This is a genomic window from Marinitoga sp. 38H-ov (assembly GCF_011057715.1).
Classification (GTDB): domain Bacteria; phylum Thermotogota; class Thermotogae; order Petrotogales; family Petrotogaceae; genus Marinitoga.
This window is the reverse complement of sequence record NZ_LNGH01000023.1, coordinates 115,962-129,065: the sequence shown is the minus strand read 5'-3', so window position 1 is coordinate 129,065 and position 13,104 is coordinate 115,962. Positions and strand designations below refer to the sequence as shown.

General features: G+C 28.1%; 10 protein-coding genes. 3 read left to right on the top strand and 7 right to left on the bottom strand.

Going from position 1 to position 13,104, the window contains the following annotated elements:
• Nucleotide 1 precedes the first annotated feature (1 nt).
• Both AS160_RS07835 and AS160_RS07830 read right to left on the bottom strand, forming a co-directional pair.
• Nucleotides 2-619, bottom strand: a complete 618-nt coding sequence (locus AS160_RS07835) for a CoA pyrophosphatase (protein WP_165147361.1) — start codon at nucleotides 617-619, stop codon at nucleotides 2-4.
• An 85-nt stretch (nucleotides 620-704) separates the two neighbouring features.
• Nucleotides 705-1,985, bottom strand: coding sequence for a Glu/Leu/Phe/Val dehydrogenase (locus AS160_RS07830; RefSeq protein WP_165147358.1), 1,281 nt, complete (start codon nucleotides 1,983-1,985; stop codon nucleotides 705-707).
• Nucleotides 1,986-2,329: 344 nt separating this feature from the next.
• On the opposite strand from AS160_RS07830, the gene ackA reads away from it, so the two are divergent.
• From ackA to AS160_RS07815, 3 genes are all read left to right on the top strand, one after another.
• Nucleotides 2,330-3,550, top strand: coding sequence for an acetate kinase (gene ackA, locus AS160_RS07825; protein ID WP_165147355.1), 1,221 nt, complete (start codon nucleotides 2,330-2,332; stop codon nucleotides 3,548-3,550).
• A 101-nt stretch (nucleotides 3,551-3,651) separates the two neighbouring features.
• Nucleotides 3,652-4,326, top strand: a complete 675-nt coding sequence (locus tag AS160_RS07820; RefSeq protein WP_165147352.1) for an ABC transporter ATP-binding protein — start codon at nucleotides 3,652-3,654, stop codon at nucleotides 4,324-4,326.
• 4 nt (nucleotides 4,327-4,330) lie between these two features.
• Entirely contained in the window at nucleotides 4,331-7,087 is a 2,757-nt protein-coding gene (locus AS160_RS07815; protein WP_165147349.1) for an ABC transporter permease, read from the top strand.
• A gap of 28 nt (nucleotides 7,088-7,115) precedes the next feature.
• Here the strand turns inward: AS160_RS07815 and gatB are convergent, their stop codons facing one another.
• The 5 genes from gatB to AS160_RS07790 are packed head-to-tail and all read right to left on the bottom strand — an operon-like array spanning nucleotide 7,116 to nucleotide 13,101.
• The gene (gene gatB / locus AS160_RS07810) at nucleotides 7,116-8,549 is read right to left on the bottom strand and encodes an Asp-tRNA(Asn)/Glu-tRNA(Gln) amidotransferase subunit GatB (protein ID WP_165147346.1); all 1,434 of its coding nucleotides are present in this window, start codon (nucleotides 8,547-8,549) and stop codon (nucleotides 7,116-7,118) included.
• Nucleotides 8,546-9,892 (bottom strand): Asp-tRNA(Asn)/Glu-tRNA(Gln) amidotransferase subunit GatA, encoded by a 1,347-nt coding sequence (gatA, locus tag AS160_RS07805; protein WP_165147343.1) that lies wholly within the window; start codon nucleotides 9,890-9,892, stop codon nucleotides 8,546-8,548. Before gatA ends, gatB begins: the two co-directional genes overlap by 4 nt.
• Before the next feature lie 11 nt (nucleotides 9,893-9,903).
• Nucleotides 9,904-11,418 carry an HD domain-containing protein gene (locus AS160_RS07800; RefSeq protein ID WP_165147340.1) on the bottom strand — a complete coding sequence of 505 codons (1,515 nt, stop codon included), beginning with the start codon at nucleotides 11,416-11,418 and terminating at the stop codon, nucleotides 9,904-9,906.
• Between the two features lie 10 nt (nucleotides 11,419-11,428).
• On the bottom strand, nucleotides 11,429-12,151 hold the full coding sequence (locus AS160_RS07795) for a rhomboid family intramembrane serine protease (protein WP_165147337.1): 723 nt from the start codon (nucleotides 12,149-12,151) through the stop codon (nucleotides 11,429-11,431).
• A complete protein-coding gene (locus AS160_RS07790) occupies nucleotides 12,151-13,101 on the bottom strand; it encodes an ROK family protein (RefSeq protein WP_165147334.1) in 951 nt (316 codons plus the stop codon). The genes AS160_RS07795 and AS160_RS07790 overlap by 1 nt, the downstream gene beginning before the upstream one ends.
• Between the last annotated feature and the right edge of the window lie 3 nt (nucleotides 13,102-13,104).

The following is a 13,104-nucleotide window of genomic DNA, read 5'->3' as shown; positions in this document are numbered from 1 at the left end:
GTCATGGGAGCTTTTTTAATTCATATATAAAATCTTCAATTATTCTAGCAGTTAATCCCCAAATTACTTTATCTTCATATAAGTAAAAATAAGTTTTATAATATCCTTTTCTCCAATTGTAATTTTTTCCATTAGGAATTAAATGAAAAGGATAATTTTCAGGAACTTCCATTTTTACATTTACATTATATTTTAAGGGTTTGGTGTTAATAAAGAATGATAACGGAACGGTGAAAATGCTTTCAACTTCATTTTTATTTATTTTTAAATTTTCGAATTTAAAATTTTTTAAATATACAAGGAAGGGATAAATTACAAAATTAAATGGTGTAGCAAAATAATCTAATTCAGAGATTTTTTCAACATATTTAAAATCTATCCCAATTTCTTCATTTAATTCTCTCAATCCAGCTAAATAATAATTTTCTCCCTCTTCAATTGCGCCTCCAGGGAAACTTACTTCACCAGGTTGGCTTAAATTTTGAGAACGAATTTCAAATAAAATATGAATTTCATTGTTTATTTTAACAAGAGGAACTAATACAGAAAACTCTTTAAAGTCAGCAACAAAATGTGAATTTCTATCTTTAAAGAGTTTTTTTATATATTCTATATCCATACTATCACCTGATATTTTTTTATTATATTATATCATAAAAATAAAAGGGTAAGGCATAGCCTTACCCAGATTATTTAAAATATGATCATGGATATATTCCTCTTAATTTTGTAGCTGTAGCTACCCTTTCAATAGCAATTATATAAGCAGCTGATCTCATATCTGTATTGTATTTTTCCATAGTTCTAATTGTTGACCAGAATGCATCTTTCATTTTTCTGTGTAATGCATTTCTTACATCTTCTAATTCCCAGAAGTAGTGTTGTAAACCTTGTACCCATTCAAAGTAAGATACTGTAACTCCACCAGAGTTTGCTAAGAAGTCTGGAACAACTAAAATACCTTTTGAATTTAAGATTTCGTCTGCTTCTGGTGTAATTGGTCCGTTAGCACCTTCAACAATTAATTTTGCTTTTACGTTATTTGCATTTTTTTCTGTAATAACATTTTCAATTGCAGCAGGAATTAAAATATCAACATCTAATTCAAATAATTCATCATTTGTAATCTTTTTGAATGTAACTTCTCCTTCGTAATCATCTAATCTAGCTTTTCTAGCTGAAATATAATCCATAATATCTCTAATTTCATCTGGAGTAAATCCTTCTTCTTTGTATACTCCTGTTGAGCTATCGGAGAATGCTACAACTTTCATACCTAATTCTTCAGCTGTTAATAATGCAGCGTATGAACCAACATTACCAAAACCGTGAATAGCTACTGTTAATTTATCATTTGATTTTGTGAATACACCTTTATCTCTTAAGTATTCTGTAGCTTCTTCAACACATACTCTAACGCCTCTACCTGTAGCTTCTGTTCTACCTTTTGAACCGCCAATATCTAATGGTTTACCTGTTACAATACCTAATACAGAGTGTCCAACATTCATTGAATATGTATCCATGTACCATGCCATTATTTGTGGGTTTGTATTTACATCTGGAGCAGGAATATCTCTGTCTTCTCCGATAATAACTTGAATTTCAGAGAAGAATCTTCTTGATAATCTTTCTAATTCTCCATCTGATAATTCTTTTGGATTAACAGTAACTCCACCTTTACCTCCACCATATGGGATGTCAACAACTGCTGATTTCCAAGTCATCCAGAAAGCTAATGCTCTAACTTCATCTAGAGTTACATCTTGGTGATATCTAATTCCACCTTTTGCAGGTCCTCTAGCAATATTGTGTTGTACTCTGTGTCCAGTAAATACTCTTATTGAACCATCATCCATTTTTACAGGGAAATTAACTGTTAACTCTCTTTTTGGTTTTGAAAGTACTGCTTGTAAATTTGGGTCTAAATCCATTACTTTACATGCTTTATCAAATTGTTTTAATGCATTTTCAAATAAGCTCATGCCAGCACCCTCCTCAAATAAAATAACTTCAATTTAATTTTAAAATTTTTTACAAAATAAAACAACCTTGATTTGAGTAATTGCTAGCCGTATATGAGTGTTTATTTTAAATTATATATAAAAATCTCATTGTATTATATAATATGAAAAATTTTTCACGAAATATTTTTCCTATTATTTTGGTGATTTTTTTAACTTCCATAATCTTAATTATATAAGAAAAAAAAAGATTATTGACTATTATTTAATATAAACAATAATATATTGTTTTGTATTTTAAAAATTTATTTGGTATAATGAATTTGGTATAATGAATATGAAAAAATCCAAAAGGAGGAATAAGGATGAAAGTACTTGTTATTAACTCAGGTAGTTCTTCAATTAAATATCAACTATTAGACATGACAAATGAAAAAGTTTTAGCAAAAGGTTTAGTTGAAAGAATAGGTATAGATGGTTCTAGAATTGTTCATAAGGTGAATGGTGAAAAACATGTATTAGAACATGAAATAAAAAATCATGAAATTGGATTAAAATTAGTATTAGACTTATTAACAGATGAAAAATATGGTGTATTAAAAGATTTAAAAGAAATAGATGCTGTAGGTCATAGGGTAGTACATGGTGGTGAAAGATTTGCATCATCTGTTAAAATTACTGATGAAGTATTAAAAACAATTGAAACATTATCTTTCTTAGCTCCATTACATAATCCTGCTAATATTATGGGTATAAAATCTTCAATGAAATTATTACCTGGAGTGCCACAAGTAGCTGTTTTTGATACAGCATTTCATCAAAAAATGCCTGAAAAAGCTTATTTATATGCAATTCCATATGAATATTATGAAAAATACAAAATTAGAAGATATGGATTCCATGGAACAAGTCATAGATATGTTTCAAAAAGGGCAGCAGAAATTATGGGAAAACCATATGATCAATTAAAAATTATTACAGTACACGTTGGAAATGGAGCTTCTGTTGCTGCGGTGAAAAACGGAGTTTCGGTAGATACTTCTATGGGTTTCACTCCACTTGAAGGTTTAGTAATGGGAACAAGAAGTGGGGATATTGATCCAGCGATTGTAGAATTTTTAGAAAAAGAAGAAGGACTATCAGCTAAAGAAGTAGTAAATATATTAAACAAGAAAAGTGGAGTATATGGATTAACAAAAGGTTTTAGTAGTGATATGAGAGATATTGAAGATAATGCTATTGAAGGAGATCCTGTATGTAGATTAGCATTTGATGTATATGAATATAGAATCGCTAAATATATCGGTGCATATGCAGCGGCAATGAATGGTGTAGATGCTATTGTATTTACAGCAGGTGTTGGTGAAAATTCTCCAATAATGAGAGAAGAAATAATTGAGAATTATTTAGGGTATTTAGGGATAAAAATTGATAAAGAAGCAAATGATTTTAAAGGAGAAGAAAAAATAATATCAACTCCAGATTCAAAAGTTATAGCTATGGTTGTTCCTACAAATGAAGAATTAATGATTGCTAAAGATACAAAGGAAATAATTGAAAAGGGTTTAGATGAATTAAAAATATAAAAAAAATTAAAATATTATTTAAAATAGGGAGGCTTTGCCTTCCTTTTTTTTGTTATTTTAGGTGTATAATTATAATAGTGACAAATTTGGAGGTGTTATAAATGATAAAAACTATAAATTTGAAAAAAATATATAGAAATGAAGAAATAGAAGTTCATGCTTTAAAAGGTATAAATTTAGAAATTTTCGAAGGGGAAATGGTATCTATTTTAGGTCCTTCTGGTTCTGGTAAATCTACATTATTAAATTGTTTATCTGGTATAGACAAACCTACAGAAGGAAATGTTATTATAGATGGTGTTGATATAACTACTTTAAAAGATGATGAACTAACGAATTTTAGAGCACAAAAGATGGGGTTTATATTTCAATTTTTTAATTTAATTCCTGTATTAAATGCTGTAGAAAATGTCGAATTGCCATTATTAGTATTAGGATATAGCGAAAAAGAAGCAAGGGAATTGGCAGAAGAAATGTTAGTGGAAGTTGGATTAAAAGATAGAATGAAGAACTTTCCAAATATGTTAAGTGGTGGTGAAGCGCAAAGAGTTGCAATAGCTAGAGCGTTGGTTACTAAACCTAAAATAGTTTGGGCTGATGAACCAACAGGAGCATTGGATACAAAAACTGGAATGACAATAATGAACTTAATTAAGGAATTAAATGAAAAGAATAATCAAACATTTGTAATAGTAACTCACGATCCAAGAATTACCGAATATACGCAAAGAATTTTAAGGATGGATAGTGGTTTATTGGTACAAAACGAGGGGTGATAATATGATAAATTGGATCATTATATTTGCCGTAATTCTTATTATTGCATATATTTTTATAAAAGCATCATTTAAATCATATATTTTAAAAATATCCTTTAGAAATATATTTAGAATAAAAAGAGAATCATTTTTAATGATATTAGGTTCTATGGTTGGAACTGCATTTATTATAGGATCTTTAGGAATGAATGATTCATTTAAGAATTATGTATACAAAAGCGTGGATTTATATTTTGGAGAAATAGATGAAGTTTTAAATTCTAAGGTAAGTATTGATTATGATAAAATAGAACCATTTATTGAAGAATTAAAAGAAAAAGATTTAATAGATGGAGTTTTACCAATATTCTTTAAGTTATATCCTGTTACAAAGAAGGGTAATATAAGAGGGTTAAAAATTTCTGAGTTATCTCAAGCTAGTTTAGTTGGAATGGATTATTCATTGCTTTCTAATTTTGGACAAAATAAAATTGAAATCCCTCAAGAATTATTAAATCTTAAAGATAATGAAGCGGTTATAACAAAAAGATTAGCAGAAAGGTTAAATGTAAAAGAAGGAGATGAAATAGAAATTATTACAGGGGCATCGCCTATAAATATATTATTTCCTCGAAGGTTTAAAATAGTTAAAATTATTGAATCTAAAGGAATATTAAATTATAGAGGGTTAGATGCTAATAATGGGATTGGTACAGTTTTTATAACCATTAATGCAGGTAAAAATATTACAAAAATACCATCTAATAATTATTATCAAATATTAATCTCTAATAAAGGAGATTATATTAAAGGAAATAAATTAACAGAAACAGTAAAAAGTATTTATGAAAAAATAAATATAGATGCTGAATTTATACCAGTTAAAGATAATCAGATAAAAGCTGTAGATAGAGGCGGAGTTTCATATGTATTTTTAGCTCTAAGTTTATTTTCTATAGTATCTGGTGGAGTATTGATAGTTAATATGTATTCTATGTTGGTGGGCGAAAGGAAAAGAGAACTTGGAGTATTGAGGGCTATAGGTTTTAAAAAGAAAGATATAAGAAATGTAATATTCTATGAGAGTATTTTTTATACAATATTTTCTATTCCTTTTGGGATAGGTACTGGTATTTTAATATCTAGATTCACATTTTCTAGAGTTACCTCTTTATTCAAAAGTTTATCAAAATTTGAAAATATTATTGGTGAAATACCATTAATTGACTCTTATTATATATCTATTAATTCAATATTAATAGGTTTAGCAGTAGGAATCTTATTGCCATTAACAATAACCTTTTGGTATTCATATTCTATAGGAAAATTAAATATAGTAAATGCAATAAAAGAATTAGAGGATGAAAGAAAAAAATCAAAGTTTGAAAAATATAAATATTATATAGAAAATGCATTTGCAATAATAGTATTTATTATAGCGATGCTATTAAAAATAGATAGTTTGGTTATATTAGGAGTTAAAAGCTTTTTAATTTTAATATCAGCAATTTTGATAATTACATTTAATTTGAAATATATAGAAATATTTCTTATTAATGTTATTAAGTTAAAAGGTAAATTTGTACCTATTTTAAAAATATCTTTTTCCTATCCAATGAGAAATAGAAAAAGAACAGGTGGGATAATAACATTATATGGAATGGTTATATTTATTATAGTAATTTTAACAATATTACCGTATACTCAAGAACAACAATTAAAAGGAGCAAGAGATCAACTTTTTGCAGGATTTGATGGTGTTGTAGTAGAAATCCCATCAAATATTTTTCCAATAAAATTAGATAAAGAAGAATTAAAAAGTTTAGAAGGAATAGAAACAGTTGGAGAATTTTATTTTTTAAGAGCTTTAGATGAAAAAAAGCAGGACTATGGTTTAGTTTTTGGGTCAAAAGAGTTTTTTGAAAAAAATAAAATAAAAATATCAGATTCTTTAGAGGAATATAAAGGATTATCAGATAATGATATATGGTTAAAATCATATAATAATCCTAATTTTGCAATTATGCCAGAAAGATTAACAGAACCAGAATTTGGTTATGATTTTAAACTAGGAAATGAATATATTGCATATATACCATCACAATCATTTGGTCCAAATAGCGATGATACTACAGTGGGGACAATAAGCTATAAAATAGTGGCTGTTACATCTAAAATAAGTGAATCTTTAGCTATGGGGCCTGTATTAAGTATAGAAAATCCTTATTTGGATAAATATAAGGACTTGGCAATTCATGGTTATTTCTTTTCTATAAATCCAAATTATAAATCTCAGGTTGAAGACTATTTAAAAAAGAAAAATCAATTTTATATTTTTGCAGATGATTTATTGGATTTAGGATTAAAAGCATCTCAAGGAATGATTTCAATATTTAACTCTTTCTTATACTTTGGATTAATAGTTGGAATTATAGGTATTGCGATTACTATGATGAAAGCAGTTAATGAAAGAAGAAGAGTAATTGGAATGTTAAAAGCAATTGGGTTTACAAAAAATATGGTATTTTTATCATTTTTTATCGAAGCAACTATTATAATATTGCTAGGTATTTTTATTGGCATAGCTTCTGGAACATTTACTAGTTATTTAATTTTTAAACGACTTTTTGCAGACAGTGGAGCTATATTCCAAATTCCATATTTAAAACTATTATTAATGTCATTTATATTTTATATTATTTCAGCTATATTTATATATATTCCTTCAAAATCAGCATCGAAACTATCGCCTAATGAAGCTATGAGATCATTAGATTAAATAAAAAAGCGGGGATCCCCGCTTTTTATTATGAATCAAGTAATTTTTTAACAATTTTATTAGCTTTTTCTGGATTAGCCTTACCTTTTGTTTCTTTCATTACTTGTCCTACAAAGAATCCAAATAATTTGGTTTTTCCGTTCTTATACTGTTCATATTGTTTCTGATTATTTTCAATAATCTTTTTTACTATTTCTTCAATTACAGAATCATCATCAATTTGTTCTAACCCTTTTTCTTTAACAATTTCAGATGGCATTTTCCCATTTTGGAATATTTCGATAAAAATATCTTTAGCGATTTTTGTTGAAATCTTTCCTGTATCAATTAATTCTTCTAACTCCTTATAATGTTCAGCTTTAATCTTTACATCGCTTAATTCTATATTATTTTTATTCATTTCTCTCATTAAATCGGTAATAATTAAATTACTTACAAATTGAGGATTTTTAACTACTTTAGCAGCATTTTCAAAATATTCAGCTAATACCTTATCCGAAGCCAATATATCAGCATCATATTCTTTAATATTATATTGTTTTATAAATCTTTTGGCTTTTTCATCAATCATTTCTGGCATTGTTTTTCTTATTTCTTCAATTTTTTCATTTGTAACTAAAATTGGAGGAATATCGGGTTCAGGGAAATATCTATAATCAGCTTCCTCTTCTTTTGATCTCATAGAAAAAGTTGATCTTGTTGCAAAGTTCCAACCTCTAGTTTCTTGAGGGATATTTTCTCCATTTTCCATAGCGTTTATTATTCTATCTCTTTCGTATTCTAATGCCTTTTCAACAAATTTGAATGAATTAATATTTTTAACCTCTACTCTATTACTACTGATATTTTTTTCGATATCAGTAATTGATATATTCGCATCGCATCTCAAAGCTCCTTTTTCCATGTCTCCTGAAGATATTTCAGCATATCTTAATATATTTCTTAATTTTTCCATAAATTTTCTAGCTTCTTCAGGTGATTCTATATCTGGTTCTGTAACTATTTCTATTAATGGAATTCCACTTCTATTATAATCAACAAAACTAAAAGAAGCATTTTCTAAATCTTCCCCTTCATGAAACATTTTCCCAGAATCTTCCTCGAGATGTATTCTGTTAATTCTAATTTTTTTACCATCTATTTCAATGTATCCATTATTAGCTAAAGGAAAAAAGTATTGAGTTATTTGATATCCTTTTGGTAAGTCAGGATAAAAATAATTTTTTCTATCAAATCTAGAAAATTCATTTATTTTAGCATTTAATGCAATAGCTGCTTTAATACCGAGATTTAGAGCTTCTTCATTAAAAACTGGTAATGCTCCTGGTTGTCCAGTACATACTGGACATATATTTGTATTAGGATCACTATCAAAAGCGTTTGATGAACATGAACAAAAAGCTTTTGTTTTTGTTAATAGTTGTGTATGTATTTCAAGACCAATTGTTGTCTTATATTTCATAATTGCACCTCCGGTAATTCAAGTGTTCCAAATAATTCTTCAAAATATTTGGCTATTTGTAGCATTTTTGCATCTTCTAAAGGTTTTGAAACTAAATGTATTCCAAAAGGTAAATTATCAATTAATCCTGCTGGAATACTAATTGCAGGAGACCCAATCATATTTGCTGGAATTGTAAATAAGTCCATTAGATAATTTTCTAAAGGTGTTTTTAATTCTCCGATTTTTGGAGGTAAAATAGGTGCAGTTGGAGTCAATATAGCATCATATTTTTCAAAAGCATTTTCGAAATCTTTATTTAATAATGCTCTTATTTTAGAAGCCTTTGCAAAATATGCATCATAATATGCGGAACTTAGTGTGAAAGCCCCCATAAATATTCTTCTTTTAACTTCTATTCCTAATCCTTGATCTCTAGTTTCCATATATGTATCTTTTAATGAATCATACTCTTTTCTCAAACCATATCTCATACCATCATATCTGGAAAGGTTTGAACTAGCTTCAGAAGGAGCAATAATATAATATATTGATACTGCGTACTTTAAATGAGGGATATTTATTTCATCAACAGTAACCCCATTGCTTTTTAAAGTATCAATTATTTCATTGAATTTATTTAACACTTTTTCATCAACACCATCTAATTCAAATACTTCTTTTGGGACAGCTATTTTTAAATTATCTGGTTTATTTTTTAAATTTGAAGTTAAATCCCATTTTATATCTAAAGATGTTGAATCATTTTCATCTTTTCCGCTCATAACTTCTACAGCAATAGCAGCATTTTCAACATTGTTTGCTAAAACACCTATTTGATCTAATGATGATGAAAAAGCTGAAAGTCCATATCTAGAAATCGCTCCATATGTAGGTTTATACCCTACAACTCCACAAAATGAAGCTGGTTGCCTCACTGAACCGCCAGTATCAGAACCTAATGCAAAGGGAACAATTTTAGCAGCAACTGCAGCTGCAGAACCACCACTAGATCCACCTGGGATTCTTTCTAAATCCCATGGATTTCTAACAGGTCCAAAAGCAGAGTTTTCATTTGATCCGCCCATAGCAAATTCATCTAAATTTGTTTTACCAACAACAGTAAATCCAGCATCAAGTAATTTTTGAACAGCAGTAGCGGTATAAGTTGAATTATAATTTTCCAATATTTTAGAGGCACAAGTATTTTTTGTGCCTAATACTTGTATATTATCCTTTACTAAAAAAGGTATATTATAATATTTTCCATTTTTATTACCTTCAATTGTTTTAAATTCTAATATAGCATTTATTTTTTCATTTATTTTTTTAGACTTTTCTATATCAAAAACAAAATCTTTCATATAATTCCTCCTTACCACCTTGTTGTAATATTTATTCCGCCGACCTTTGGGATTAAATCAAGTTTTTTTAGTATTTCTCTTTTGTCTTCAGTTAAATATATTCTTGAAATTTGAATTAAATTACTTTCCATAAACTTATAAGCAGGATATTTTTCAAATACTTGGTCAAATCTTAAAACATCACCATTATAATCAAGAATAGATACATCTGTAGATAAAAATTCTTTAGGATGCATTAATGCTAATTTATATGGTGTATCAATAATAAACAATTTATCAAAATTATCTAGAATATAGCTTAATTCTTGTTTATCTTCTTTTGAAATATTAGTTTTCATTGCATTCTCAATATTTGTTTTTAATTGTTTAAGAACATTTTCAGCAACACTAACACTAATTACTGATGGATCAAGACCAGTTGTAGAGAAAGGTATTTCAATTAATAATTTCCACAAATCTCTAGCTTTTAATCTTTTTACTAAATCATATGCTTTTGCTACTTTGTCGGCTTTTTGCATTAATTCTGGGTTAATATTGAACAATTCATTATTACTGCTATACAATTGTTCATATACAATTTCTATTTCGTTTATAATTCTTTGATCAGTTAAAGATGCAAACTTATCTAAATCTTCAACACGCGATTTTAAATCTAATATATCATCTGCAAGTCTTAAAATTTCTTGAATCATTTGATCTGCAGCTCTTGATGTTTTGTGGAAATATACATTTTTATACATCATAAATCTAGCAAATAAAACAGTATAGATATTATCGATTATTTTTGCATTATAGCATAATTTCTTTTTGCCATTAACAGATTTTATAGAAGCATTTCTAATAATTCTATCTAAGTCTCCAGTTCCAAAATCTCTAGTTCCTGCATAATATGAATCTCTTAAAACAAAGTCTAATCTATCAGCACCCAATGGCCCTTGTACTATATTAAATTCAGGACTTCCTCCGGTATTTTCTGCTTCGAATAATTCATTAATCATATTCATAACATCTTTTAGACCTTCTTTAATAGATGATTCATCATCTTTAATTTCTCTTTCTACGGTTAATGATAAATCTTTTAAAAAGTCTTTTTTGGTTCTTGAGTCATTTAATTTACTATATACTGCATATGCTTGATCAATTAGTTTTGTATTTAAAATCTTTTTCCTATATTCATCATGACCATCATCAAGTCCCATTCTTTTGTAAATAACATCATCAAACTGATGACTATATGGGCCATGACCTAAATCATGAACTAATCCTGCAAGTCTTAATATTCTCGTTTTTTGATGATCATTTTCAAAAAGTTTTTTTGCATATAATCCTGCAATGTGCATTACTCCTAATGAATGTCCAAATCTTGTATGAGTTGCGCTAGGATAAACATATTCTGCTCCAGCTAATTGACTTAAGTATCTTAATCTTTGAACCAAAGGAGTGTCTGCTATAACTATTTCCAATGGATATATAAAAATTTCTGAATAAATTGGATCTCTTGAAACTTTAAAATATAATTTTTCCATATTATTCCCCCTAACTAATTAAATATGTTATATCAAATATTATAAGCCATATAAAAGATATTATTATTAAAATTAAGCTAATATATCCAGCTATTTTCCACTTTTTATATGAGGTGTAAGTATCAGATACAGATGTTAACCATCCAAATGTAAATCCTACTAATAATCCTCCAATATGTGCAAAATTATTAATTCCAGATGCAGTAAAACCTAAAAATAGGTTTATTAATATTACTGGTAATAATGCAGTTCCTGTCATTGGTTTTAATAATAATGGAGTATCCGGTCTAAAACCAGCCCCAAATAGCAATCCAATAAGTCCGAAAATTGCACCACTTGCACCAACTGAGAACGCATCTGGCATAAACAGTTGAGTTAATAATGCCCCGCCTATACCTGAAGACAAATAAATTGTTAAAAACTTATATGGGCCATATACTCTTTCGACAATATTCCCCAAATAATATAATGCATACATATTAAAGAATATATGCAATATACCGCCATGTACAAACATAGAAGTAATAAACCTAAAATATTGATTTGAAATTGTTATTAACTTTCCATATTGAGCACCTGCTAATATTAAAGTATATATATTAGAAAAAGCTCTAAATCCTCCACCAAAAACAAACATTAAAGCAAAAACTATTATATTTACTGTAAAAATCTTTTGAGATACATTTTCAAAAATATTTCTATTCCAATTAAAAAAATTTCTAAAATAATTCATTATTTCACCTCGTAATGATAAATTGCAGCAGCTGATGCGCCAAGAATTCCAGCTTCCTCAACTAATGAAGATTGCATTATTTTAAATGAATTTTTAAATGATGGCATTAAATAAAATTCCACTTTTTCTCTTATAGGATTTAATAATAAGTCTCCAGCTTTACTCATGCCTCCACCTATAATTACCATTTCAGGGTTAAAAATATGAACAAAATTTGAAATTGCTTTTGCTAAAGCATCAGATATTTTTTCTACCACCATTTTAGCTACAATATCCCCTTTTTCTAAAGCCATAAATACATGTTTTGATTCTATGTTTTCAATTGAACCAGCTAATTTAATAACTGCATTATTTGGGATTTTTACAGAAAACTCTTTTGCCCATCTAGCTGTATTTCTAGCAGAGGCTATTGTTTCAATACATCCTCTTGATCCGCATCCGCATAAAGGGCCATCTGGTTGAACAATAACATGACCTAACTCTGTTCCTATTCCATCTTTACCAGTAATAAGTATTCCATGTGAAACTACTCCACCGCCTATACCTGTACCTAATGTTAATGCAACAAAATGTTTTAACCCTTGAGCAGCTCCAAAATACCATTCGCCTAACGCAAAAGCATTAGCATCATTTTCGACAAATGTTGGGATATTTAATTCTTCTTTTATAGCTTTAGCTAATTCAAAGTTGTGAAAAGGAAGGTTTGGGGCATATCTTACAATACCATTATCTCTGTCAATTGAACCTGGAGAACCTATTCCAATTCCTTCTATTTTATCTAAAGTATTTTCAGCAACAATTTTTATAGTTTTGATAATGTTTTGAGCAACAATATTAGCACCTTTATCAGCTTCTGTTGGTATAGAAACCTTATTAATAATTCCTTTATCTTTAGAAACAAGTCCTGTTTTTATTTCGGTGCCACCTAAATCAACTCCAACTAAATACATATT